Origin of the sequence: Marivibrio sp., assembly GCF_040218065.1 — a bacterium.
GTDB lineage: Bacteria > Pseudomonadota > Alphaproteobacteria > UBA8366 > Aestuariispiraceae > Marivibrio.
Map to the genome: position 1 here is coordinate 1 of NZ_JAVJQE010000014.1, position 23,039 is coordinate 23,039.

Genomic DNA, 23,039 nt, shown 5'->3' on the forward strand with positions numbered 1-23,039 from the left:
AACCGAATACTCCGCCGTTACGGGCTGCTGCGGAATGATTGAGCCGACGGCCCGGCAGCCGTTCGCCCCTGGCTCTCCCGGCTCTGGCTCTCCCGGCCCTGGCTCCGCCCCCGCATCTCTCCTTCCTCGGCGGACCGCCCCCTGAGCGGTCCCTCGGCGTGGCGCTACGGGTCTGGAGAGGACCATGTCCCGCCGGAGGCATGCTCATCCAAGTGCGGCGCGACCGAGAGACCGGCAGCATACGTCTTCAAATAGGGGCGCCCGTCTGTATGTCCCAAGACACGGAATGTCTCGCCCCGCGAACGCGAGGGCCTGTGGCGTCATCGCCCTGAAAATTTTACGCACAGAGCGCAGAGCGGCCCGGAGCGGGGCGGCCGAGGTTCCCGCTTTCGCGGGGACTCCTGGGTGTTTGACGGCCGCGCCGGCTCAATCCGCTCTCGGCTCGGTGATCGAGGGCGCGTCGCCGCACAGCGGACACTCGGGGTCGCGGTTCGTCTTGATCGTCCGGAAGGTCTGATCGAGCGCGTCGTAAAGCAGCAGCCGGCCCGCCATACCGGTCCCCAGATCGAGGATTTCCTTCAAAACCTCCACCGCCTGCAGCGTGCCCATTACGCCGGCGACGGCCCCGAAGATGCCGACCGTGTCGCAGCGCGGCACCAGGTTCGGATCCGGCGGCGTCGGAAACAGGCAGCGATAGCAGGGACCGTTCGGCTTGCCGTCGCCGAGCGGCTGGTAGGCCTTGTAGGTCGAGAGCTGGCCTTCGAAGCGCACCAGAGCGGCGCTGACCAACGGCTTCTTGGAAAGGTAACAGGCGTCGTTCGTCAGGTAGCGCGCGGCGAAATTGTCGGAGCCGTCGACCACCAGATCGTACTGCGCCAGCAGATCCATCGCATTCTCGGCCGTGAAGCGGGCGCGGTGCTGCACCACCTCGATCTCGGGGTTCAGCTCCTCGATCCGCTCGGCGGCGCTGGCGACCTTCGCCTCTCCGACGTCGTCGGTGGTGTGGATGATCTGGCGCTGCAGATTGGTAATGTCGACGGTGTCGTGATCGACGATCCCCAGCGCGCCCACGCCGGCCGCCGCCAGATACATCAGCGCCGGCGACCCCAAGCCGCCCGCGCCGACCACCAGCACCTTGGCGTCCAAGAGCTTGAGCTGCCCCTCCTCGCCGACTTCCTCGAGGATGACGTGGCGGGCGTAGCGCTCCAACTGATCGTCGTCGAGCTCCCGGGTCGCCATCGGCCCTCAGACTCCTTCGAACAACGGGGTGGAGAGATAGCGCTCGGCGAAGCTCGCCAGGATGACGACGATGCGTTTGCCCTTCATCTCGGGCCGCTCGGCCACCTCCAGCGCCGCGGCCAGCGCCGCGCCGGAGCTGATGCCGCAGGCGAGGCCCTCCAGCGCCGCGGCCTTGCGCGCGGTCGAGAAGGCGGTCTCGTTGGCGATGCGCAAGACCTCGTCGATCACTTCGACGTTCAGGGTCTCGGGCTTGAAGCCGGCGCCGATCCCCTGGATCTTGTGCGGCCCGGGCGAGCCGCCGGAGAGCACGGGGCTGTCCTCCGGCTCGACCGCGATCACCTTGAAGTCGGGATTGCGCGCCTTGATCACCTCGCCCACGCCGGTCACCGTGCCGCCGGTGCCCACGCCCGCGACCATCGCGTCGACCCGGCCGTCGGTGTCGGCCCAGATCTCCTCCGCCGTGGTGGTGCGGTGGATTTCCGGGTTGGCGGGATTGACGAACTGCTGCGGCATGACCGCGCCGTCGATCTCCTCAAGCAGTTCTTCGGCGCGCGCGATGGCGCCTTTCATGCCCTTTTCCGCCGGGGTCAACTCAAGTTCCGCGCCCATTAGCTTCAGCATCTTGCGCCGTTCGACGGACATGCTCTCCGGCATGGTCAGGATCAGGCGATAGCCCTTGGCCGCCGCGACGAAGGCGAGCGCGATGCCGGTGTTGCCCGACGTCGGCTCGACAAGGGTCGTCTTGGCGGGATCGGCGAGCCCTTTCGCCTCCAGCTCGTCGATCATGGCGAGGCCGATGCGATCCTTGACGCTGGCCAGCGGATTGAAGAATTCGAGCTTGGCGAGGATCTCCGCCTCGACGCCGGCGTCCTTCGCCAGTCGGTCGAGCCGCACCAGCGGCGTGCCGCCGATCGTCTCGAGGATGTCGTCGTAGATCCGCCCGCGCGGGGCGGCGGTCTTGCGTCCGCTCATCGGGTGTCGTCCTTCCTCTCGCCTCACGACCGTCTCGCCCGACTGTACCCGTTGCGGGCGGCGCGACAAGACGGGCCCTCAGAGGGGCGTCGCGCCGCCATAGACCCACCAGAGCAGGAATCCGCCCAAGGCGAGCCTGTAGAGGACGAACGGCCCGAATCCCGAACGCTTCAGCCACGCCATCATCAACATGATGGCGAGGAAGGCGCTGATGAAGCTCAATCCGGCTGCGATCGCCATGTCGAGACCGAGCCGCAGGTCGCCCGTCTGATAGACGTCCCAGCCGGCCAGCGCGCCCGCGCCCAGGATCGTCGGGATCGACAGCAGCATGGAGAAGCGCGCGGCCTCCGAGCGCTCCATCCCCATCGCCCGGCCGGCGGTCATGGTGACGCCGGCGCGGCTCGCCCCCGGAATCAGGGCGAACACCTGCACGCACCCGATCGCCAGCGCCGACGCCCAGCCGATGTGCTCCATCCGGCGAATCGTCATGCCCACCCGGTCGGCGATCCACAGCAGCAGGCCGAAGCCGATGGTCGCCCAAGCGATCAGCTCCACGTCGCGCAGCGCCTGGGAGATGTAATCCTTGGCGAAGAAGCCGACGGCGAGGATCGGTGCGGTGGCGACGGCGATGTTGAGGACGAGCTGCGCGGGCGGGCCGCCGCGCCCGGTGGCGATGCGCCCGACGCCGACGGCCATGCGGCCCACGTCGCGCCAGAAATACAGCATCACCGCGAACAGGCTGCCGACATGAACGGCGACGTCGATCGCCAACCCCTGATCCGGCCAGCCGAGCAGCTTGCCCGTCACCACCAGATGGCCGGAGGAACTGATCGGGAGAAACTCCGTCAGGCCCTGAACGATCGCCAGGATCAAGATATGGTGTAACGCCACCAGGGACCCCCACAGCATAACGCGGTAAGGCCTTATATCACTCGCCGCGCCGCATCGCATCCCCTGCGCCTGCCGGAATATGGTCCCGAAACAAGACCATTTTTGTCAGAAGTCTTTTCGCGGCCCGATAGGGTTGGCCGGTTCGGTCGTTCGCAGGTGCAAAATAAGTAAACAAAATTGACCTATATTGCGATTTTCACTGGCTTCCGGGCTGGGCGGGCTATATAACCACCGGGTGAATGTCGGGCGTCGACGTCGCTGGGGGGATAAACCGCCGGCGATGCGGCGCCCGCTTCGCGCCGGGCCAGGCGGTGCGGCGCGAGCCTGATGACAGCGAGCAGCGAGAGGTCGGGCCGGCGGGTCCGGATTGAGCGATGGCGTCCAAACAGATGTTGCGATTCGTCTCCACCGCCCGGCACATGCCGGAGAAGCGCGACGTGTCGATCCGTCGGCGCGACTTCGACGAAATCTACGCCGGCTGGGCCGAACAGAAGGCGGAAGAGCAGGCCTCGCGCTGCAGCCAATGCGGCGTGCCCTTCTGTCAGGTGCACTGCCCGCTTCACAACAATATCCCCGACTGGCTGATGCTGACCGCCGAGGGGCGCCTGCGCGAGGCTTACGAGGTGTCCAGCGCGACCAACACCTTCCCGGAAGTATGCGGGCGCATCTGCCCGCAGGACCGTCTGTGCGAGGGCAACTGCGTGATTGAGCAGTCGGGCCACGGCACGGTCACGATCGGCGCGGTCGAGACCTACATCACCGACACCGCCTGGGAAGAGGGCTGGGTCGAGCCCGTCGTCCCGGCGCGCGAGCGCGAGGAGAGCGTCGGGATCGTCGGAGCCGGCCCCGGCGGACTGGCGGCGGCGGAACGGCTGCGGCGGCGCGGCTATCAGGTCACCGTCTACGATCGCTACGATCGCGTCGGCGGTCTGATGATCTACGGCATCCCGAACTTCAAGCTCGACAAGGAGATCGTCACCCGGCGCACCAAATGGCTGGAGGACAGCAAGGTCTCCTTCGAGCTGGGGGTCGAGATCGGCCGCGACCTGACCTTCGCTGATCTGCGCGCGAAGCACGACGCCGTGCTGATCGCGACCGGCGTCTATAAGGCCCGCGCGATGCAGGCGCCGGGCGTCGGCCTCAAGAACATCTTCCCGGCGATGCAATTCCTCACCGCCTCCAACCGGAAGGGGTTGGGCGACGAGGTGCCGGCGTTCGAGGACGGCACGCTTGACGCCGACGGCAAGAAGATCGTCGTTGTCGGCGGCGGCGACACCGCGATGGACTGCGTGCGCACGGCCGTGCGCCAGGGCGCGGAAAGCGTCACCTGCCTTTATCGCCGCGACCGGGCGAACATGCCCGGCTCCCAGCGCGAGGTGCAGAACGCCGAGGAGGAGGGCGTCGTCTTTCGCTGGCTCTCCCAGCCCGAAGCCTTCCACGGCGACGACGTCGTCACCGGCGTCCAGGTGCAGAAGATGCGCCTCGGCCCGGCCGATGCGACCGGCCGCCGCGCGCCCAAGCCGGTCGAGGGCGAGAGCGAGCTGCTGGAGGCCGACATGGTCATCATGGCGCTCGGCTTCGATCCGGAGGAACTGCCGACGCTGTGGGGCGAGCCGGAACTGCCGGTGACCCGCTGGGGCACCGTTCGCATCGACCATACGACCAAGATGACCGCGATGGACGGCGTCTTCGCCGCCGGCGACATCGTGCGCGGCGCGAGCCTGGTGGTCTGGGCGATCCGCGACGGGCGCGACTGCGCGGACGCGATCCACAAGTACCTCACCGGGCTCGAGAAGACCGCGCCCCCTGAGATGACACCGACCCAGAAGGCCGACGCCCCCGCGGCGGCGGAATGAGGATGAGTGAGATGACCGACAAGACCGTGGACTATTCGAGCTGGGTCGAGGCCTACAAGCAGGACGCCGCCCATCTGGCGGACGCCGGGATGTACCGGCCGGAAAGCGAGACGGCCGCTTGCGGCGTGGGCATGGTGGCTTCGATCGACGGCACGCCGCGGCGCGACGTGGTGCTGCGCGCGATCGACGCGCTGAAGGCGCTGTGGCATCGCGGCGCGGTCGACGCCGACGGCAAGACCGGCGACGGCGCGGGCATCCACGTCCAGATCCCGCAGGATTTCTTCAAGGAGCATGTCCGCCGCACCGGCCATGAGCTCGGCCGCGGCCGCCTGGCTGTCGGCATGGTGTTCCTGCCGCGCACCGACCTCGGCAAGCAGGAGCGCGTGCGCCAGATCGTCGAGAGCGAGACCCTGCGCCTCGGCCACCGGATTTACGGCTGGCGTCAGGTGCCGGTCGACATCTCCGTGATCGGCGAGAAGGCCAACGCGACCCGACCCGAGATCGAGCAGATCATGGTCGAGAACGCGCGCGACGTCGACGACAGCCAGTTCGAGGTCGATCTCTTCATCATCCGGCGGCGGATCGAAAAGGCGTTCCTCGCCGAGGGCGTGGGCGAGGCGTACATCTGCTCGCTGTCCTGCCGCTCCGTCATCTACAAGGGGCTCTTCCTGGCCGAGCAGCTGACCGCCTTCTATCCCGACCTGTTGGACGAACGGTTCACGTCGAATTTCGCGATCTACCATCAGCGCTATTCGACCAACACCTTCCCCAGCTGGCAGCTGGCGCAGCCTTTCCGGGTTCTGGCGCACAACGGCGAAATCAACACGCTGACCGGCAACGTCAACTGGATGAAGAGCCACGAGACGCAGTTGGACGACCCCGTCTTCGGCGAGCATGTCGAGGACATCAAGCCGGTCATCCAGCCGTCGAGCTCCGACAGCTCCGCCCTTGACGCCGCCTTCGAGGTGCTGGTGCGCACGCGCCGCCAGCTGCCCGAGGTGAAAAGCCTGCTGATTCCCGAGGCGTGGGAGCATTCGACCACCATGCCGGAGGCCCATCGCGCCTTCTATCAATACGCCAACGGCGTGATGGAGCCGTGGGACGGCCCGGCCGCGATCGCCGCCTATGGCGGGCGCTGGGTGCTGGCCGGGCTCGACCGCAACGGGCTGCGTCCGATGCGCTACGTGGTGACCGGCGACGGGCTGCTGATCGTCGGCTCCGAGGTCGGCATGGTGAAGACCGAGGAGACGACCACGGTCGAGAAGGGCCGCCTCGGCCCCGGTCAGATGATCGCGGTCGACCTCAAGAACGGCCAGCTCTATCACGACGCCGCGCTGAAGGACCACGTCGCCCAGCTCAATCCGTTCGGCGAGTGGGTGAAGAACGTGACCGAGCTCGGCCAGCTCGACGGCGCCGGCGCCGGCCAGCCCGGCGACCTCAGCCGCGACGGCCTGCGCCGGCGGATGCTGACGGTCGGCTGGTCGATGGAGGACGTCGAGCTGATCCTTCACCCGATGGTGGAGGACGCCAAGGAGGCGACCGGCTCGATGGGCGACGACACGCCGCTCGCCATCCTCTCGGACAAATATCGCGGAATGCATCACTATTTCCGCCAGAACTTCAGCCAGGTGACCAACCCGCCGATCGATCCCCTGCGCGAGCGCTACGTGATGTCGCTCACGACGCGTCTCGGCAATCTCGGCAACATCCTGGAGGAGGACGCGCGCCAGCTCGCCATCCTGCAGCTGCCCTCGCCGATCCTGCTGAACGGCGACTACGAGGCGGTGCGTCAGCATCTGGGCGGCGCGGCCGTGCAGATCGACTGCACCTTCGATCCGACCGGCGGCGAAACCGCGATGCGCAATCAGGTCTACGCCATCCAGCGCCAGGCCGAAGACGCGGTGCGCGGCGGGGCCCAGCATCTGTTCCTGACCGACGAGGCGGTTTCGCCCGAGCGGGCGCCGATCCCGATGATCCTGGCCGCCGGCGCGATTCACACCCATCTGGTCAAGAACGAGCTGCGCACCTTCACCAGCGTCAACGTCCACACCGCCGAGGCGCTCGACACCCACTCCTTCGCGGTGCTGATCGGCGTCGGCGTCACCTCGATCAATCCTTATCTGGCGCAGGACGCGATTCACGACCGCCACGCGCGCGGTCTGTTCGGCGATCTCGACCTCGAGACCGCGTTGCAGCGCTACAAGAAGGCGATCGAGGACGGGCTGCTGAAGATCATGTCCAAGATGGGCATCTCGATCGTCAGCTCCTATCGCGGCGGCTACAATTTCGAAGCCGTCGGCCTTTCCCGCTCCTTGGTGGCGGAATTCTTTCCCGGCCTGCCCAGTCGGATCTCCGGCGTCGGGCTGACCGGCCTGCAGCAGAACGTGACGGATCGCTGGCGCGTCGCCTTCGACGAGGACGTGCTGGCGCTGCCCGTCGGCGGCTTCTACCGCTATCGCCGCAACGGCGAGGCGCACGCCTGGGAAGGCAAGCTGATCCACACGCTGCAGCAGGCGGTGGGCTCGGACAGCTTTTCGATCTATAAGCGCTACGCCGAACAGGTCTACGCGCTGGCGCCGATAAATCTGCGCGATCTGTTGGATTTCACTTACGCCGACGAACCGACTTCCGTCGACGACGTCGAGAGCATCACCGAGATCCGCAAGCGTCTGGTCGCGCCCGGCATTTCGCTGGGCGCGCTGTCGCCGATCGCGCACGAGACGCTGTCGATCGCGATGAACCGCATCGGCGCTAAGTCGGACAGCGGCGAAGGCGGCGAGGATCCGGCGCGCTACAGCCCGCGTGAGAACGGCGACAACGCCTCGTCGGCGATCAAGCAGGTGGCCTCCGGGCGCTTCGGCGTGACGGCGGAGTATCTCAACAATTGCGAGGAGATCGAGATCAAGATGGCCCAGGGCGCCAAGCCCGGGGAGGGCGGCCAGCTGCCCGGCTTCAAGGTCTCGAAGATGATCGCGCGCCTGCGCCATTCGACCGAGGGCGTGACGCTGATCAGCCCGCCGCCGCATCACGACATCTACTCGATCGAGGATCTGGCCCAGCTGATCTACGATCTGAAGCAGATCAACCCGGAGGCGAAGGTCTGCGTGAAGCTGGTGGCCCGCGCCGGCATCGGCACGATCGCCGCCGGCGTCGCCAAGGCGCACGCCGACGTGATCCTGATCTCCGGCCATTCGGGCGGCACGGGCGCCTCGCCCCAGACCTCGATCAAGTACGCCGGCCTGCCGTGGGAGATGGGCCTGAGCGAGGCGCACCAGGTGCTCACCCTCAACGGTCTGCGCCACCGGGTGCGGCTGCGCGTCGACGGCGGGATCAAGACCGGCCGCGACGTGGCGGTCGCCGCCATGCTCGGCGCGGAGGAGTTCGGCGTCGGCACGGCGAGCCTGGTGGCGATGGGCTGCATCATGGTGCGCCAGTGCCATTCCAACACCTGCCCGGTGGGCGTGTGCACCCAGGATCAATCCTTGATCGACAAGTTCACCGGCTCGCCCGAGAAAGTGATGAACCTCTTCAGCTTCATCGCCGAAGAGGTGCGCGAAATCCTGGCCAAGCTGGGCAAGACCTCGATTCAGGAGATCGTCGGCCGGACCGATCTGCTGACCCAGATCAGCCGCGGGGCCTCGCATCTGGACGACCTCGACCTCAACCCGCTGCTCGCCCAGCCCGGCGCGCACGGCGGCGCGAGCCACTGTACGATCGAGGGCCGCAACGAGGTGCCGGACACGTTGGACGCCCTGATCCTGAAGGACGCGGCGCGGCTGTTCTCGGACCACAGCGCCAAGATGCAGCTGCAGTACAATATCCGGAACACCTACCGGGCGATCGGCACGCGCACCAGCTCGGCCATCGTGCGCAAGTTCGGCATGGACGGCCTTGCGCCCGGCCATCTGACGATCCGCATGCGCGGCTCCGCCGGCCAGTCGCTGGGCGCCTTCGCGGTGCAGGGGCTGAAGCTCGAGGTGCTCGGCGACGCCAACGATTATGTCGGCAAGGGGCTTTCGGGCGGCGCCGTCGTGATCCGGCCGATCGCGGCCAGCCCGCTCGCCTCGAACAAAAACGCGATCATCGGCAACACCTGCCTTTACGGCGCCACCGCCGGCACGCTCTACGCCGCCGGCCAGGCCGGCGACCGCTTCGCGGTGCGCAACTCCGGGGCGCACGCGGTGGTCGAAGGGTGCGGGGCCAACGGGTGCGAATACATGACCGGCGGCCGGATCTGCATCCTGGGGGAGGTCGGCGACAATTTCGCCGCCGGCATGACCGGCGGCCGCGCCTTCGTCTACGATCCCGACGGGACGCTGGAAAAGCGCCTCAACCCCGAAGCCGTGCGGCTCTACCGGCTGGAGACCGACGTCTACGCCGACGAGTGCAAGGCGATGATCGAGGCGCATGTCGCGGCCACCTACTCCAAATGGGCCGAAGGCCTGCTGGCGGAGTGGGACCGCGTGCGCGGCCAGTTCTGGCATGTGGTCCCGCACGAGATCGCGGCCATGCTGGAGGCGCCGCTGACGCTGGACGACGCCGCGAAGCAGCCGGCGGAGTGAGCGCGGGCTAGGGCTTCACCTCGCGGGCGAGGCGCTCCAGCTCTTCGCCGATCGCCCGGTCGGTCGCGGCCTCCATCCGGCGGTAGGCGTCGAGCACGCGCGCGCCCGCCGGCGTGAGCGCCGCGCCGCCTTTGGCGCGCCCGCCGCGGCGGGTTTCGACCAGCGGCTCGGCGAAGGCGGCGTTCAATTGCTCCACCAGGCCCCAGGCGCGCTTGTAGCTCATATGCAGGCGCCGGCCGGCCGCGGCGATGGATCCGGTTTCGCGGATTCCTTCGAGAATGTCCGCCTTGCCGGGGCCGAGCGCGACCTCGCGGCTCAGCACGAGGCGCAGGCGGGCGGCTGGTCTTGGCGACGGCGGGCTGGACATGCCCGACACTCTACGCCACCGATCGGGTGCGCGTCAGCCGCGCTTGACCGCGCCCCCCGCGCGGCCTGAAATGCCGGGACGCCCGCTTGGAGGAGACCTCGATGGCCGCAACCGCCGCCGACGCGTCCTGGATGCAGCAATTCCCGGCCTTGGACGGGCTGCCGGCGGCCGAGCGTCAGCGGCTCGCAGCGGTCGCGCAGTCGATCACGCTGCCCGCCGATAAGGTCGTCTTCGCGCCCGGCCGCCCGCCGGAGCATTTCATGCTGTTGCTCGAGGGTGTGGTCCGGGTGCAGCAGACGGCGCCGGGCGGGCGGGAGATCGTGCTTTACCGGGTCGCCGGCGGCGAGACCTGCATCATGACCACCGCCTGTCTGCTCTCGCACGAGGCCTATGCGGCCGAGGGCGTGACCGAGACCGAGGTGAAGGCGGTCGCCATCCCGAAGACGGCCTTCGACGACTTGATCGCCACCTCGCCCGGCTTTCGCCAGCTCGTCTTCTCGGACTACTCGAACCGCATCGCCGATCTCATGCATGTGGTGGAGGAGGTCGCGTTCGAGCGCATCGACAAGCGGCTCGCCCAGAAGATCCTCGCCCGCGCCGACGTGGAGGGCGAGGTGGCGGCGACGCACCAGGCGCTGGCGGTCGAACTCGGCACCGCGCGCGAGGTGGTCAGCCGCCATCTGAAGGAGTTTCAACGCCGCGGTCTGGTCGATCTGGCCCGCGGGCGCTTGCGCCTCGCCGACCGGGAGGGTCTGCGCGCCCTGGCCGAGGCCGAGAATTGATCGGCCCCTCCCCCGATCCCGAGGCCGCCGTCTCGCGCGGTGACAAAGTCACAGACGCCGCCCGCCCCGCCGCGCTATTCACAGCGTCGCACGCAATCGCGCGTGCGCCGGACAGCGAGGAGAGATCGCATGACCAAGAACATGGGCGCCCTGGATCGGGGCCTGCGCGTCGTCGTCGGATTGGGCCTGATCGTCGCGGCGGTCGCCGGGCCGGCGGATCCGTGGGGCTATATCGGCGTCGTGCCGCTGCTGACCGCCGGCGTCGGCTTCTGCCCGGCGTACAAGCTCCTCGGCGTCTGCACCACCGGCAAGAACGTGAAGGCGTGACGAGGACGCGATGCTGACGCCGGTTCAGGATTGGGTGATGGGCGCAGCCGGGGGCCTGATGATCGGGCTCGCGGCCGTGCTGCTGATGGGATCGTTGGGGCGGATCGCCGGGATCAGCGGACTGGCGGGCGGTTTGCTCGACCGGCTGCTCGGCCGGGGCGAGCGTGAGGCCGCCGGCTGGCGGTTCGCCTTCATCGCAGGGGTCGTCTTGGGTCCGCTGCTGTTCGCGGCGCTGCGCGGAGGCGCGCCCGTTCCGGTGCGCCTCGACGTCACGGCCTGGCCCCTGCTCGCGATCGGCGGGTTGTTGGTCGGTTTCGGGACCCGGCTGGGCGCCGGCTGCACCAGCGGTCACGGGGTGTGCGGCCTCGCGCGGTTCAGCGGTCGCTCGATGGTCGCGACCGCCGTTTTCTTCCTCGCCGCGCTGGCGACCGTCTTTGCGACGCGTCAGCTCGGCCTGTTCGGATTGGGAGGCTGAGTCATGGGACTTGCACGCCTTGCCGCCGGGGGCGGGGCGGGCCTGCTCTTCGGGGTCGGCCTCGCCGTGTCCGGCATGATGGATCCGGCCCGGGTGATCGGGTTTCTGGATATCGGGCGTCTCGCCGGCGAGGGCGTCTGGGACCCGACCCTGGGCTTCGTGATGGCCGGCGCGCTTCTGGCGACGGCGCCGGGGTTCGCTTGGCTGCGCCGGCGCGGCGCGCCGCGGCTGGCGGACGCCTTCCAGTGGCCGACCCGCCGCGACGTCGACGCCCGGCTGGTTCTGGGCGCGCTCCTGTTCGGGATCGGCTGGGGGCTGATCGGCTTCTGCCCCGGGCCGGCCCTCGCCGCGCTCAGCACGGGGTCGGCGCCGACGGCGATCTTCGCGGCCGCGATGGCGGCGGGGATGCTGCTCTACGGCGCCACCGTCGGTCGGCGCTAAGGGCTGCGTTTATCCCTTATTAAGGGATTTCGTGCTTCTCTTCGGGTCGGGCCGCCGCGTCGGTCCGACTCGAAGGAGCCCCCCATGACCGCCGCGCCCGCCGCGCCTGCCGCGTCCTCCGCCTCAGAGCGACCCGTTTTCTGCGACGCCGCCGGCTTCGAGGCGGCGTTGGTCGATCGCAGCCTGACGACGCTCTACGCCTATTGGCGCGAGCGCGCAGGGGCCGGGGGCGTGATGGCGCGGGCCGCCCTGGCGCCCGAGGCGCTGACGGCCGTCCTGCCCGATCTGTTCATCATGGGCCGCGGGGACGACGGGATCTTCCGCTATCGCCTGATCGGGACCCGCGTCCAGGCGCATATCCGCACGCGGGTCGAAGGCTTGACGGTGGCCGAGGTGCGGCGCGGCCCGCTGGTCGATCATCTGACGGCGCTGTTCCAGACCGCGGGCGACGCGCCGGCGGCCGGCTTCGGCGTCTCCGCCCTCGACGGCGAAAGCTCCCCGCTCGCGGTCTATCGGCGATTGGTCCTGCCGATGACGACCGACGGCGCGCGCGTCGATCAACTGGCGGGCGCCTGGTCGGTGACGATCGAACGGCCGGACGATCCGGCGCTGAAACACCTCACCCTGCCCTCCTCGCGGGAGGCGCCGGGGCGGCTCCTCTTCCACCGCGCAAGCTGAAGGGCGACGCTCAGCGCTGCTCCTCCAGCCGGTCGGTCGCCGGCGGCGGGGTGCGCGACAGCGCCGCGATCTCGTCCCACAGCGCCTGGTCCATCTGAACGTCGACCGAGGCGAGAGCCGGCTTCAGCTGCTCGACATGCCGCGCGCCGATGATCGGGCAGGTGACGGCCGGGTGGAAGCCGGCCCAGGCCGTCGCCAGACTGACCGGGTGGACGCCGCGCGCGTCGGCCAGCGCGGTGAAGGCCGCGGCGGTCTCATAGTACCAGGTCTCGTCATAGCGCTTGGCGTATTCCTTGTTCGTCGTCAGCCGGCTTCCCTCCGGCTTGTCGTCGCGCCGGTATTTGCCGGTCAGGAGCCCGCCGCCGTTCGGCCCGTAGGAGATGACGCCGAGCCCTTCGGATTGGGCGAGGGGAAAAATCTCCACCTCGGCCTGCCGCTTCACCAGATTGTACATCGGCTGGATCACGTGGAAGCGCGCCCAGTCGTGCTTGTCCTGCAGCCCCAGCGCCTTGGCGATCTGCCAGGCGGCGTAGTTGCTGACGCCCAGATAGATCGCCTTGCCGTCGGCGACGATGCGCTCGAGCGCCCGCAGGCTCTCCTCCAACGGCGTCAGCGGGTCCCAGCGATGGACGAACAGCACGTCCAGCCGGTCGGCGCCGAGGCGCGTCAGGCTCGCCTCCACCGCGCGGGGGATGTGACGCGGGTTGAGGCCGCGGGCGTTCACATCCGCGTCCTTCCCCACCGGCATGGCGAGCTTGCTGGTCAGCACGATCTCGTCGCGCTCATGGGCGATCAGCCGGCCCAGAATCTCCTCCGCCGCGCCGCCGTTGTAGACGTCCGCGCAATCGAAGAAATTGATCCCGGCCTCCCGGCAGGCGGCGTACATCCGCCCGGCCTCCGCCTCGTCGGCGTCGCCGCCGAAGGACATCGTCCCGAAACAGAGCTGCGAGACCTTTACCCCGGTGCGGCCGAGCAGACGCATATCCATCTTAACTCCTCCCTCGTCTCATCCCTTACAGCAACACCCGCGCCCGGATCGTGCCGTCGAGCGCGCGGACCTGGCGGACGATGTCGTCGGCCGCCTCGGGCGCGATCGCGCCGTCGCTGTCGAGGACGACGTAGCCGATCTCGCCTTCAGTCTGATAGTACTGGCCGGCGATGTTGAGGGCGTTGCGCGCGAAGACCTCGTTGAGGCGCCCCAGCTCGCCCGGCAGGTTGCGCTGCACCTGAATGAAGCGGGTGCCTTGGGGTCGCTTCGGCAATTGCACCTGCGGGAAATTGACCGCCCCGACGGTGGAGCCGACGTCGGAATATTCGATCAGCTTGCGCGCCACCTCCTCGCCGATGCGCTCCTGCGCCTCCTCGGTCGAGCCGCCGACATGCGGCGTCAGGATGACGTTGTCGAGGCCGCGCAGCGGGCTCTCGAAGGTCTCCGCATTCGAGCCCGGCTCCACCGGGAAGACGTCGATCGCCGCGCCGGCCAGGTGGCCGCTCCTGAGCGCGTCGGCCAGCGCGTCGATGTCGACCACCGTGCCGCGGGCGTTGTTGATGAGGTAAGCGCCCTTCTTCATCCGCGCGATTTCGCGCGCGCCGATCATGTTTTGCGTCTCGGGCGTCTCGGGCACGTGCAGGGTGACGACGTCCGCGCGGTCGAGCAGCCGCTCCAGGCTCTCCGTCGGCTCGGTGTTGCCGTGGCGCAGGCGGTCGGTGTGGTCGTAATAGACGACGCGCATGCCCATCGCTTCGGCCAGCACGGCGAGCTGCGTGCCGATGTTGCCGTAGCCGACGATCCCAAGCGTCTTGCCGCGCACCTCGAAAGCGCCCTGGGCCGTTTTGTCCCAGCGCCCTTCATGGGCGGCCTGCGCGCGCGGGAAGGTGCGGCGCATCAGCATCACGGTCTCGGCGATGGTCAGCTCCGCAACCGAGCGGGTGTTGGAGAAGGGGGCGTTGAAGACGGGCACGCCGAGCCGCTCGGCCGCCGCGAGATCGACCTGGTTGACGCCGACCGAAAAACAGCCGATCGCCGCCAGGCGCGGGCAGGCGTCGAGCACACGAGCGGTGATCTTGGTGCGCGAGCGCACGCCGAGGAACCGCACGTCCTGCAGCGCCTCGATCAGCGCCTCCTCGTCCAAGGCGGTTTTGCGACGCTCGACGTTGCGGTAGCCGTTGAGCGTCAGCTGATCGAGCGCCGTCTGCGCGATCCCTTCCAGCAGCAGGAACTTCAGCTCATGCTTGGGAACCGACGGATTCGCGATTTTGGTCATGATCTCCGATGCGTCGTCTGATGGATGAGGGGTCCGCGGGACGGGGCCGCTTGTTCCACGGACGCGGCGGAAAGTCCAGAGGGCGGGTCGCCGCCCGCCCCGACCGCCGGCGCGGATGTTCGCGTTCTTCCGGCCTATCGAGAACGTCTAAGACTTTTTTCCCCGACCCGGGTTTTCCGCGGGCCTCGGGGCTGATACTCTACAGACGGTGCGATTGAGACGAAGCACACGACAAACGACCGAAGAAGGAGGTCAGCGCATGAGCGCAGCGAAAGAGGGCGATACGGTAAAGATCCACTACACCGGGACCCTCGATGACGGCACGCAGTTCGACAGCTCGCGTGAGCGCGAGCCGATCGAATTTAAGATCGGCGGCGGCGAGATCCTGCCCGGCGTCGAAGGCGCCGTGGTCGGGCTTGAGCCCGGCGGCACAAACAAGGTGACGCTGCCGGCGGAAGACGCCTACGGCGAGCGTCGCGACGACATGATCCAGGAGATCGACCGCACGGTCCTGCCGCAGGAGGTCGAGCCGCAGGTGGGTCTGCAGCTGCAGGCGCAGAGCCCGAACGGCCAGCCTCTGCTGCTGACCATCACCGAGGTCGGCGACGAAAAGGTCACGGTCGACGCCAACCACCCGTTGGCGGGCAAGGACCTGACCTTCGACGTGGAACTGGTCGAGATCGTCTAATCCGGCGGCGAGACGTCGACGAGACGGCGAAAAGCCGGACCGGGGAGGCTCGGTCCGGCTTTTTCATTGCGCCCTTACTTTGACGGCGGCGCGCTTTACGCGACGCCGGCGCGCTTCAACTCCGGCCCAAGCCGGCCGACGAGCCACAGGAAGAACATCCGGAAGTCGCTGACGAGCGACCAGATCGGATGGGTGAAGGTGGCGGGGCGGTTGCGCTCCACGCCCATGTGCGCAATCCAGGCCGGGGCGTAGCCCGCGACCAGGGCGCCCGGCAGAAACCGCCAGTCCCCCAGGATCGCCGCCGCGACCAGACAGGCGAGCGCGGCGGCCGTGCCGGCGTAATGCAGCGCCCGGGTGGCGGGCCGGCTGTGTTCGCGCAGGTAATGCGGCCAGAACTCGGCGTAGCTTGTCATGCGGTCGCTCATACCCACTCATGTAGGATGCGGCGGCGTCCGCGCCAAGCTTGGCGCGCGCTCCGGTCCGCGCTAGGAAAGCCCGCATGCGCGCCTCCTTCAAAGTCGAGCCGGATCCCGCCGCCGTCCGCCGTCCGATCGGTCGGGCGGATCGCTTGGGCGTCCCGCCGCTGCTGGTCGGCGCTTTGGCCCTGTGGGTCGCGGGCGTCACCACCCCGCTGCTCACCGTCACCAAGCTTTTCGTCTGGACGGATCAGATCGTGATCGCCCAGGCGATCGCGCAATTGATCGCGGAGGGGGAGACGCCGATCGCGCTGGTGATGATCCTGTTTACGCTGGTCCTGCCGCTCGCCAAGCTGGCGGCGACGGGGGCGGCCTATGAGGCCTTGCGCCGGGCGCGCAGCCGGGCGGCGAACCGTCGGCTGAGCTGGATCGAACGGCTGGGCAAATGGTCGATGCTGGACGTCTTCATCGTCGCCGTCGTCGTGGTGGTCGCGAAAAGCGGCTGGCAGGCGGACGCGTCGGTCGAGCCGGGCCTTTGGGCCTTTGCGGGCTTCGCGGCGCTCTCCTCCCTTCTCGCGTTCCGGGTCAGGCGCCTGGCGGCGCGGGCGGAAAGCTAACCGCGTCTCACGCCGACGCCGCGGCGATCATCAACAGGAACGGCGAGGGCGGGTCGCCGTCGTGGATCAGGCTGCCCATCGCGGTCACCACGCCGCGATCCTGATCCTTGTAGGCCGCGTTCAGCTCGTAATCGACATGGGTCAGCGGAAACATGTCGCGGTCGACATGCTCCATGAAGGCCCGCACGACCCGCACCGGCGTCTGGCGCAACAGATCGTCGGGACCCTCGAAATCGTACCGGCCTTCGCCGCCCGTCGCGGCGTCCATCATGCGGGCGGTGTAGCGCGCCATCGCGGGTCTCCCTGAAGCTGCGGCGACACGTCATGCTTATCGCTCTTTCGTGACAAAAGCGCGACGGGTTGGCGGGGCCGCGCCGTCGGGTTATCTCCCGCAGGGGCGGATCGAAGGGAGAGGATTGATGGACGCGTTGGCGCAGCCGTTCGGGGCCGGGCTCGGCCCGTGGGGTCAGACGCTCGTGATCCCGGCGCTGGCGGCGCTGATCGTCGCGGCCGTCGTGCGCGCGGCCGGCGGGCGGGCGCAGGCGGCGCTGGCGGCGGGCCTCGGCCTGGGCGCCGCGCAACTCGCCATCGCCTGGGCGATCGGCGGGGCGCCGCGGTTCCCGAACCCGGCGGCGGTCGACAAGCTGGCGCTGGCGACGCCCGCCTTCGCGCTGATCGCGGCCGGCCTGCTGAAGCGCGGACGGTTGGAGCCGCGCGCGATCGTCCCGATGGCCGCGTTGATCCCGGTGGTCTGGATCGCCTGGCCCTTTCTCACCGACCTGACGCTCGCCCGGTTCGGCAAGGCGGTTTTGGCCTTCGCGATCGCCGGGGCGATCGCCTACGGCCTCTCCCGGGCGGAGGCGCGGGTGCTGCCGGGGATCGTCGCGGCGCTGGCCGCGGGCTTGGGCGGCGTCGCCGTGTTCGGCGCGACCTTCCGGATGGGCCAGCTTTCCGGCGGCTTGGCGGTCGGCGCGCTGGTCGCCCCGCTCGGCGTGCTGGCGGCCGGCGGCGCATCCGGCGGGTTGGGCGCGGCGGTGGCGGGGGCGCCGTTTCGCGCAGCGGCCGCGGCCGGATTGTCCTCGGCGGCGGCCATTCTCGTCCTGTTTACGCCGAGCGAGGCGTTGGCGCTCGCGCTCCTCGTCCCGGCGCTTTTCGCGGACGATCTGGCGCGTCGGCTGCCCGGCGGCGGCGCCGCCGGAGCGGCTCGGCACATTCCGGCGGTCGCGGCGATCGCGCTGCTGTCGGCGGGCGCGGCCGTGCTGTGGGCGCAGGCGACGGGCGGGACGCCCTATTACGGGTGAGGAGCGCTCGGGCGTCGGATCAGGCGCGCGGCGGTCAACAGTCTGTTGCAAAGCCGTAACTTGAAGCGCTTCGCGGGCGCCCCATTCTAAAGGACGACAAGAAACCGCGTTCACAGAGCGAGGCCGTCATGGCGAGCGCCGATCCCACCGCTGTCAGCCGGGAGCCCGACCCCGGCCGTCCCGCGCGCTACGATCCCGTCGCGCAGGCGCTGCATTGGGGAATGGCGGCGCTGATCATCGGCAATTTCGGGCTCGCCCTTTATATGGAGGACCTGCCCCCGGTCCCGAGTACGATCGAGCTCTACAATTTGCACAAGTCGCTGGGGCTCGCCGCGCTGGCGCTGGCGGCGTTTCGCCTCGGGTGGCGCTGGCGTCATCCGGCGCCGAAAATTCCGGACGATCATCCGCGCTGGGAGAAGACGGCCGCAGCGGCCAGCCATTATCTGCTTTACCTGCTGATCTTCCTGCAGCCGTTGTCGGGGCTGATGATCGCCTTCGCCTCGCAGTATCCGACCACGGTCTTCTGGGCCGTCAACCTGCCGAGTCCGATCGACCCGTCCAAGGCGATCGAGAGCGCCGCGAAGGCCGTCCATTATTGGGGACAATGGGCCATGGCCGGCGTGGTCGGCGTCCATGTTCTGGCCGCGCTGCGCCACCATTTCGTGCTGCGCAACGACATCCTGAAACGCATGCTGCCCGGAGGCTGAGACCGCTTTGAAACCGCTTCGATCCCTGGCTTTCGCCGTCGCCTTGTTCGGTGTCGCCGCCCCCGCCTTCGCCCAATCCGCGCCGGAGTGGGCGATGCAGGCCGAGGACAGCGCGCTCGCCTTCACCGCCAGTCAGTCCGGCAGCCCGGTGAAGGGCCGCTTCCAGCAATTCCAGGCGACCATCTTCTTCGATCCGGACGACCCGGCCGCCGGCTCGCTCGAGGTGACGATCGCGATGGCTAGCGCGACCACCGACGACTCCAGCCGCGATCAGACGCTGAAGGGACCCGACCTGTTCCATGTCGAGGAACACCCGCAGGCCGTCTTCAAGGCCGATCGCTTCGAAAAGGCCGAGGGCGAGAACGCCTATATCGCGCCGGGCGAATTGACCTTGCGCGGCGTCACGAACCCGCTCGATCTCCCCTTTACGCTTCAGATCGAGGGATCGGGCGCGGGGGCGATCGCCCGGGCGCAAGGATCCGTCAGCATCGCCCGACTGGATTACGGCGTCGGTCAGGGCGACTGGCGGGACACCGGCACGGTCGCCGACGCGGTCGAGATCGCCATCGACGTAACGGCGGTGCGCCAGTAGCGCCGCCGTCCTTCACCCCCGCCGTTCTTCCCTGGTTCAACAGACGAAAAGGAGGTTTCACCCATGCGCACCCTGCTTCGCTCTCTGACCGCCGCGGCCTTCGGCGCCGCCGCCCTCACCGTCGTCGCGGCCGCGCCTGCGCCCGCCGCGGCTCAGGAATACAGCCTCGACAAGACGCACGCCGACATCGTCTTCTGGGTCGATCATCTGGGCTATTCCAAGACCTGGGGCCGCTTCAACGCAATGGACGCCACGCTGACCCTCGACCAGGAGACCCCGGCGAACAGCTCGGTCGCGATCGTTATCCAGGCCGCCGCCATCGACACCAATCTGAAGAAGCGCGACGAGCATCTGCGCAGCCCCGATTTCTTGAACGTCGAAGAATACCCGACGATCACCTTCACCAGCACCGAGGTGACGCCGACCGGCGAGATGACCGCCGACGTGACCGGCGACTTCACCATGCTGGGGGTGACGAAGGAGATCACCATTCCGATCACCATCAACAAGCTCGCCCAGCATCCGATGCAGACCTCGAAGGAAGTCGTCGGCCTGTCGGGCGAGATCACGATCGATCGCACCGAGTACGGCATGGAGTACGGCGCCGGCCCGATCGGCGCCGAAATCCCGATCTTCATCGAACTGGAGTTCGAGCGGCCGATCTCGCAATAAGGCGGCGTCGGCGCTCACCCGCCGGGAGCCCGAGGCTCTCCGCCGCGCTGCGGCCGGGTCGACGCCGCGCCCTCAAAAAGCCCGCAGAGGTTTGCCTGCGGCGAGCGCCCCCGCGAAAGCGGGGGCGTTTCGTTTCGTCACGCACAGGTCATTGGCGCGGGACGGTCGTCTGCGCTAGCGTCCGGGATATGAGACGTCTCCTCGCCCCCTTGGCCATCGCCCTTGCGCCGGGCCTCGCCCTCGCGCAGAGCCCGTCCTGGAGCCCGTCGAACTTAGGCGCGATTCCCGGGCTGATCGATCTGCGCGCCAGCCCGCACACTGAAAGCGGCCTGGTGGCGCTGACGGAAGAAGGCGGTTGGCGGGCGTTGGCGCTGGCGGACGGTCGCCTGGTCGACGCCGGCGAGGCCCCCTTCATGGGCCGCTTGGCCCCGCCCGAGATCATTCCCGACGGCCGCGTCGGCGTCGCGCCCGGCCCGCCGCCGGCGGAAGACGATCCGGCCGCCGCGCGCGCGCCCAGCGCCGCCTGGTACGAAGGCCCGACGCGGCGCTACGCGCACGGCGCGTTGGGCGACGCCGTCGAAGCGGAGATCCTGCAGACCGCCTTCGCCGACCGGCGCATCCTGGCCCACCGGCTGGGGGGCGACGCCGTCTTCGAGGATCTGGAGCCGCGCATCGTCGATGCCGACGGCGACGGGGCGCACGAGGTCCTGGCGATCAAAGCTTATCTCGACCGCGGCGCGGCGATCGCGCTCTACGCGCCCAACGCCGACGGCGACGGGCTGGCCGAAATCGCCGCGGGGCCCCCGATCGGACGGGCGAACCGCTGGATGAACCCGGCCGGCGTCGCCGATTTTGACGGCGACGGGCGGCCGGAGATCGCCGTCGTCGACCGTCCGCACATTAAGGGCGACCTCGTCGTCTACCGCTGGGACGGGGAGAGCCGGACGATCGAAGAGGTCGCCCGCCATCCGGGCTTCTCGAACCACGCCAACGGGTCGGTCGCGCTGGGCCTCTCCGCGCTCGTCGATCTCGACGGCGACGGGCGGCCGGAGTTGCTGCTGCCGCGGCGCGACCGGCGGGCCTTGAGCGCACTCAGCCTCGCCGCCGACGGCGGCCTGACGGAGCGCCTGCGCGTCTTCAACGCAGCCGCGCCGATCGGCTCTTCCATCGTGCCCGTCGACCTGGAAAAGGACGGCGCGACGGAGATCGTCTGGGGCCTCGAAAACGGGGCGATTCGCGTCCTGCGCCAGACCGACTGATCGCACGGCGCCGCGGCGCGGCGGAAAATTCTATAGAAAAATCAAATGCTTGCCGCGCCCGCAAAAAGGTTTTTCGGCGCCGCGCAATGCTGATAGGGTTTCGTTTGTCCGACAAACGGATTTTTGCCGGATCATTGGGCGGCGCACCGTCGCCCCCGGTCGATTGAGGCCGCCTCGATCAATCCCGGTCCGCTGGCGTCGTCGCAGAAAACGACCCCGGATCGCCAGCGAGGGTGGGATAGAAAACACATGCTCTACAACATGCATGACGCGCGCACGCAGGCGCTCGTCCCGATGCGGCTGATGGCGGAGGCGACCCGCCTCGCCTTCCTGAATCCCTTCCAGCCGCTCAGCTACACGCCGTTCGGGCGCATGATGGCCTCCGCCTCGACTGTGATGGAGGGCCTGCTGACCGAGCGCGAGAAGCCCGAGTGGGGCCTCGCCCGCACCCATATCGACGGCGAGGCCGTGCCGATCGCGATCGAGACGGCGGTCGAGACGCCGTTCTGCAACCTGCTGCATTTCAAGCGCCTGGGCGCGGCGATGAAGCGCCGCACCGATCCCGCGATCCTGCTGGTGGCGCCGATGTCGGGCCACCATGCGACGCTGTTGCGCGGCACGGTCGAGGCGCTGCTGCCCGATCATGAGGTCTACGTCACCGATTGGATCGACGCCCGCCTGGTGCCGAAGGCGGAAGGGCGCTTCGGCGTCGCGCGCTATATCGACACGGTGATCGACTTCATGCGCTTCATGGCGGACCGCGACGGCGGCGCCGGCGAGACGCCCTATCACGCCATGGCCGTCTGTCAGCCGGCGCCGCTGGTGATGGCCGCCGCCGCCATCCTGGCAGAGCAGGACGCCCCCCATGCGCCCAACGGCATGATCCTGATGGGCGGGCCGATCGACCCGGCCGCCAATCCGACGATCGTCACGCAAGCGGCCGAGAACCGCTCGATCGACTGGTTCGAGCATCACGGCATCCACCGCGTGCCCGCACGCTATCCCGGCGCCAACCGGCGGGTCTATCCGGGATTCCTGCAGCTTCGCGCCTTCATGGCGATGAACCCGGGCCGCCACACCGACGCGCACTGGCGCATGTTCCGCCATCTGGTGCGCGGCGACGGCGAAAGCGCCGACAAGACCGCGACCTTCTACGACGAATACATGGCGGTGATGGACACGGCCGCCGACTTCTACCTCGAGACGGTCGATCAGATCTTCAAACGCCGCCTGCTGCCGAAGGGGGAGTTCCTGCATCACGGCCGGCGCGTCAATCCGGCCGCGATCGTCAAGACGGCGCTTATGACGATCGAGGGCGAACTCGACGACATATCCGCCCCCGGCCAGACCGAGGCGGCGCACCGCCTGTGCGCTTCGATCCCGAAAGAGCGGCGCCGCCATCTGGTGCAGCCCGGCGTCGGCCATTACGGCATCTTCAACGGCCGCAAATGGCGCGAGGAGATCAAGCCCCAGATCGCCGAGTTCGTGCGCGAGACGCTGGCGCAGTAGCAGGCGACATTCCCGCCCCCGCCCGCTTCGTTTCCAATCGCGCGCCTCTTCTTCGAGCATTCGAACGGTGCATCGTTCCTCCGAGCAAACGACAGGTTTGGGCGGAGGCGGGTCGTCGCCGGGCATTGGCCGAGATCCGTCGTCGGGCGGGCCTTTGCGGCCTTCGGCGCGCAGGCCCCGCAGGCGGTCGAGGTCGCGCGCCAGGATGGGCCGCGCGGTCTCCGGGTCCGTGGTGCGGGCGAGGCGGATCAGGTGGAGGCGGCCGGTGCGGCTTTCCGAAAGCGCGGCGAGGTCGTCCTCGGCGATCCGGCGGCGCCGGGCGCGGTCTTCTAGGAAGACGGCGAGGCGGTCGTCGAGCGTCTCGTCCTCCGGCCGGCGGCCTTGCGCGGCCAAGCGCCAGACGCGCCGGCGGCGGTTGTCGAGC

The 23,039-nt window shown here is 68.8% G+C and carries 23 protein-coding genes; 15 read left to right on the forward strand and 8 right to left on the reverse strand.

The window, feature by feature from the left end; genetic code table 11:
* Window positions 1-426: 426 nt before the first annotated feature.
* The 3 genes from RIB45_RS15720 to RIB45_RS15730 form a co-directional block, all read right to left on the reverse strand.
* A complete protein-coding gene (locus tag RIB45_RS15720) occupies window positions 427-1,239 on the reverse strand; it encodes a HesA/MoeB/ThiF family protein (RefSeq protein WP_350051419.1) in 813 nt (270 codons plus the stop codon).
* Between the two features lie 6 nt (window positions 1,240-1,245).
* On the reverse strand, window positions 1,246-2,211 hold the full coding sequence (gene cysK, locus RIB45_RS15725; RefSeq protein WP_350051421.1) for a cysteine synthase A: 966 nt from the start codon (window positions 2,209-2,211) through the stop codon (window positions 1,246-1,248).
* A gap of 78 nt (window positions 2,212-2,289) precedes the next feature.
* Complete coding sequence (locus tag RIB45_RS15730; protein WP_350051448.1) at window positions 2,290-3,102, reverse strand: undecaprenyl-diphosphate phosphatase; 813 nt, start codon at window positions 3,100-3,102, stop codon at window positions 2,290-2,292.
* A gap of 374 nt (window positions 3,103-3,476) precedes the next feature.
* Here RIB45_RS15730 and RIB45_RS15735 point away from each other — a divergent pair, with 374 nt between their 5' ends.
* On the forward strand, window positions 3,477-4,958 hold the full coding sequence (locus RIB45_RS15735; RefSeq protein ID WP_350051423.1) for an NAD(P)-dependent oxidoreductase: 1,482 nt from the start codon (window positions 3,477-3,479) through the stop codon (window positions 4,956-4,958).
* Between the two features lie 11 nt (window positions 4,959-4,969).
* Entirely contained in the window at window positions 4,970-9,520 is a 4,551-nt protein-coding gene (gene gltB / locus RIB45_RS15740) for a glutamate synthase large subunit (protein ID WP_502882578.1), read from the forward strand.
* Between the two features lie 7 nt (window positions 9,521-9,527).
* Here gltB and RIB45_RS15745 read toward each other — a convergent pair whose 3' ends face one another.
* Window positions 9,528-9,887, reverse strand: coding sequence for a winged helix-turn-helix domain-containing protein (locus tag RIB45_RS15745; protein WP_350051425.1), 360 nt, complete (start codon window positions 9,885-9,887; stop codon window positions 9,528-9,530).
* A gap of 101 nt (window positions 9,888-9,988) precedes the next feature.
* Here RIB45_RS15745 and RIB45_RS15750 point away from each other — a divergent pair, with 101 nt between their 5' ends.
* From RIB45_RS15750 to RIB45_RS15770, 5 genes are all read left to right on the forward strand, one after another.
* Window positions 9,989-10,669: a Crp/Fnr family transcriptional regulator gene (locus tag RIB45_RS15750; protein WP_350051427.1), complete on the forward strand. Its 681-nt coding sequence runs from the start codon at window positions 9,989-9,991 to the stop codon at window positions 10,667-10,669.
* Window positions 10,670-10,798: 129 nt separating this feature from the next.
* The gene (locus RIB45_RS15755; protein WP_350051429.1) at window positions 10,799-10,996 is read left to right on the forward strand and encodes a YgaP family membrane protein; all 198 of its coding nucleotides are present in this window, start codon (window positions 10,799-10,801) and stop codon (window positions 10,994-10,996) included.
* A 10-nt stretch (window positions 10,997-11,006) separates the two neighbouring features.
* A complete protein-coding gene (locus RIB45_RS15760; RefSeq protein ID WP_350051430.1) occupies window positions 11,007-11,471 on the forward strand; it encodes a YeeE/YedE family protein in 465 nt (154 codons plus the stop codon).
* 3 nt (window positions 11,472-11,474) lie between these two features.
* Window positions 11,475-11,912, forward strand: coding sequence for a DUF6691 family protein (locus tag RIB45_RS15765; RefSeq protein ID WP_350051431.1), 438 nt, complete (start codon window positions 11,475-11,477; stop codon window positions 11,910-11,912).
* A gap of 84 nt (window positions 11,913-11,996) precedes the next feature.
* Window positions 11,997-12,590 (forward strand): PAS domain-containing protein, encoded by a 594-nt coding sequence (locus tag RIB45_RS15770; RefSeq protein ID WP_350051432.1) that lies wholly within the window; start codon window positions 11,997-11,999, stop codon window positions 12,588-12,590.
* Between the two features lie 10 nt (window positions 12,591-12,600).
* Here the strand turns inward: RIB45_RS15770 and RIB45_RS15775 are convergent, their stop codons facing one another.
* Together RIB45_RS15775 and serA are read right to left on the reverse strand one after the other, a co-directional pair.
* Entirely contained in the window at window positions 12,601-13,578 is a 978-nt protein-coding gene (locus RIB45_RS15775; RefSeq protein ID WP_350051433.1) for an aldo/keto reductase, read from the reverse strand.
* Between the two features lie 25 nt (window positions 13,579-13,603).
* Window positions 13,604-14,854: a phosphoglycerate dehydrogenase gene (gene serA / locus RIB45_RS15780; protein ID WP_350051434.1), complete on the reverse strand. Its 1,251-nt coding sequence runs from the start codon at window positions 14,852-14,854 to the stop codon at window positions 13,604-13,606.
* Window positions 14,855-15,113: 259 nt separating this feature from the next.
* On the opposite strand from serA, the gene RIB45_RS15785 reads away from it, so the two are divergent.
* Window positions 15,114-15,542 (forward strand): FKBP-type peptidyl-prolyl cis-trans isomerase, encoded by a 429-nt coding sequence (locus RIB45_RS15785; RefSeq protein WP_350051435.1) that lies wholly within the window; start codon window positions 15,114-15,116, stop codon window positions 15,540-15,542.
* Window positions 15,543-15,637: 95 nt separating this feature from the next.
* Here RIB45_RS15785 and RIB45_RS15790 read toward each other — a convergent pair whose 3' ends face one another.
* Complete coding sequence (locus RIB45_RS15790) at window positions 15,638-15,967, reverse strand: Mpo1-like protein (protein WP_350051436.1); 330 nt, start codon at window positions 15,965-15,967, stop codon at window positions 15,638-15,640.
* A 74-nt stretch (window positions 15,968-16,041) separates the two neighbouring features.
* Between RIB45_RS15790 and RIB45_RS15795 the strand changes: the two genes are divergently transcribed.
* The gene (locus tag RIB45_RS15795) at window positions 16,042-16,575 is read left to right on the forward strand and encodes a paraquat-inducible protein A (protein ID WP_350051438.1); all 534 of its coding nucleotides are present in this window, start codon (window positions 16,042-16,044) and stop codon (window positions 16,573-16,575) included.
* A 7-nt stretch (window positions 16,576-16,582) separates the two neighbouring features.
* Here the strand turns inward: RIB45_RS15795 and RIB45_RS15800 are convergent, their stop codons facing one another.
* Window positions 16,583-16,867 carry a hypothetical protein gene (locus RIB45_RS15800; RefSeq protein ID WP_350051439.1) on the reverse strand — a complete coding sequence of 95 codons (285 nt, stop codon included), beginning with the start codon at window positions 16,865-16,867 and terminating at the stop codon, window positions 16,583-16,585.
* A gap of 127 nt (window positions 16,868-16,994) precedes the next feature.
* Between RIB45_RS15800 and RIB45_RS15805 the strand changes: the two genes are divergently transcribed.
* The 6 genes from RIB45_RS15805 (at window position 16,995) to RIB45_RS15830 (ending at window position 22,615) form a co-directional block, all read left to right on the forward strand.
* Entirely contained in the window at window positions 16,995-17,876 is an 882-nt protein-coding gene (locus RIB45_RS15805; RefSeq protein ID WP_350051440.1) for a hypothetical protein, read from the forward strand.
* A gap of 128 nt (window positions 17,877-18,004) precedes the next feature.
* Window positions 18,005-18,583 carry a cytochrome b gene (locus tag RIB45_RS15810; protein ID WP_350051441.1) on the forward strand — a complete coding sequence of 193 codons (579 nt, stop codon included), beginning with the start codon at window positions 18,005-18,007 and terminating at the stop codon, window positions 18,581-18,583.
* A 7-nt stretch (window positions 18,584-18,590) separates the two neighbouring features.
* Complete coding sequence (locus RIB45_RS15815; protein ID WP_350051442.1) at window positions 18,591-19,175, forward strand: YceI family protein; 585 nt, start codon at window positions 18,591-18,593, stop codon at window positions 19,173-19,175.
* 63 nt (window positions 19,176-19,238) lie between these two features.
* On the forward strand, window positions 19,239-19,847 hold the full coding sequence (locus RIB45_RS15820; RefSeq protein ID WP_350051444.1) for a YceI family protein: 609 nt from the start codon (window positions 19,239-19,241) through the stop codon (window positions 19,845-19,847).
* Window positions 19,848-20,035: 188 nt separating this feature from the next.
* Window positions 20,036-21,106, forward strand: a complete 1,071-nt coding sequence (locus RIB45_RS15825) for an FG-GAP repeat domain-containing protein (RefSeq protein ID WP_350051446.1) — start codon at window positions 20,036-20,038, stop codon at window positions 21,104-21,106.
* 249 nt (window positions 21,107-21,355) lie between these two features.
* Window positions 21,356-22,615 (forward strand): polyhydroxyalkanoate depolymerase, encoded by a 1,260-nt coding sequence (locus RIB45_RS15830; RefSeq protein WP_350051447.1) that lies wholly within the window; start codon window positions 21,356-21,358, stop codon window positions 22,613-22,615.
* Window positions 22,616-23,039: the final 424 nt, after the last annotated feature.

Excerpts from the sequence above, each read along its gene's own strand:
- RIB45_RS15825 (WP_350051446.1), top strand. The coding sequence starts at position 20,036 with ATGAGACGTCTCCTCGCCCCCTTGGCCATCGCCCTTGCGCCGGGCCTC.
- RIB45_RS15750 (WP_350051427.1), top strand. The coding sequence starts at position 9,989 with ATGGCCGCAACCGCCGCCGACGCGTCCTGGATGCAGCAATTCCCGGCC.
- RIB45_RS15785 (WP_350051435.1), top strand. The coding sequence starts at position 15,114 with ATGAGCGCAGCGAAAGAGGGCGATACGGTAAAGATCCACTACACCGGG.
- RIB45_RS15760 (WP_350051430.1), top strand. The coding sequence starts at position 11,007 with ATGCTGACGCCGGTTCAGGATTGGGTGATGGGCGCAGCCGGGGGCCTG.
- RIB45_RS15745 (WP_350051425.1), bottom strand. The coding sequence starts at position 9,887 with ATGTCCAGCCCGCCGTCGCCAAGACCAGCCGCCCGCCTGCGCCTCGTG.
- RIB45_RS15805 (WP_350051440.1), top strand. The coding sequence starts at position 16,995 with ATGGACGCGTTGGCGCAGCCGTTCGGGGCCGGGCTCGGCCCGTGGGGT.
- RIB45_RS15820 (WP_350051444.1), top strand. The coding sequence starts at position 19,239 with ATGCGCACCCTGCTTCGCTCTCTGACCGCCGCGGCCTTCGGCGCCGCC.
- RIB45_RS15795 (WP_350051438.1), top strand. The coding sequence starts at position 16,042 with ATGCGCGCCTCCTTCAAAGTCGAGCCGGATCCCGCCGCCGTCCGCCGT.
- cysK (WP_350051421.1), bottom strand. The coding sequence starts at position 2,211 with ATGAGCGGACGCAAGACCGCCGCCCCGCGCGGGCGGATCTACGACGAC.
- RIB45_RS15755 (WP_350051429.1), top strand. The coding sequence starts at position 10,799 with ATGACCAAGAACATGGGCGCCCTGGATCGGGGCCTGCGCGTCGTCGTC.
- RIB45_RS15735 (WP_350051423.1), top strand. The coding sequence starts at position 3,477 with ATGGCGTCCAAACAGATGTTGCGATTCGTCTCCACCGCCCGGCACATG.
- RIB45_RS15830 (WP_350051447.1), top strand. The coding sequence starts at position 21,356 with ATGCTCTACAACATGCATGACGCGCGCACGCAGGCGCTCGTCCCGATG.
- RIB45_RS15775 (WP_350051433.1), bottom strand. The coding sequence starts at position 13,578 with ATGGATATGCGTCTGCTCGGCCGCACCGGGGTAAAGGTCTCGCAGCTC.
- RIB45_RS15790 (WP_350051436.1), bottom strand. The coding sequence starts at position 15,967 with ATGAGCGACCGCATGACAAGCTACGCCGAGTTCTGGCCGCATTACCTG.
- RIB45_RS15765 (WP_350051431.1), top strand. The coding sequence starts at position 11,475 with ATGGGACTTGCACGCCTTGCCGCCGGGGGCGGGGCGGGCCTGCTCTTC.
- RIB45_RS15800 (WP_350051439.1), bottom strand. The coding sequence starts at position 16,867 with ATGGCGCGCTACACCGCCCGCATGATGGACGCCGCGACGGGCGGCGAA.
- gltB (WP_502882578.1), top strand. The coding sequence starts at position 4,970 with ATGACCGACAAGACCGTGGACTATTCGAGCTGGGTCGAGGCCTACAAG.
- RIB45_RS15770 (WP_350051432.1), top strand. The coding sequence starts at position 11,997 with ATGACCGCCGCGCCCGCCGCGCCTGCCGCGTCCTCCGCCTCAGAGCGA.
- RIB45_RS15720 (WP_350051419.1), bottom strand. The coding sequence starts at position 1,239 with ATGGCGACCCGGGAGCTCGACGACGATCAGTTGGAGCGCTACGCCCGC.
- RIB45_RS15810 (WP_350051441.1), top strand. The coding sequence starts at position 18,005 with ATGGCGAGCGCCGATCCCACCGCTGTCAGCCGGGAGCCCGACCCCGGC.
- serA (WP_350051434.1), bottom strand. The coding sequence starts at position 14,854 with ATGACCAAAATCGCGAATCCGTCGGTTCCCAAGCATGAGCTGAAGTTC.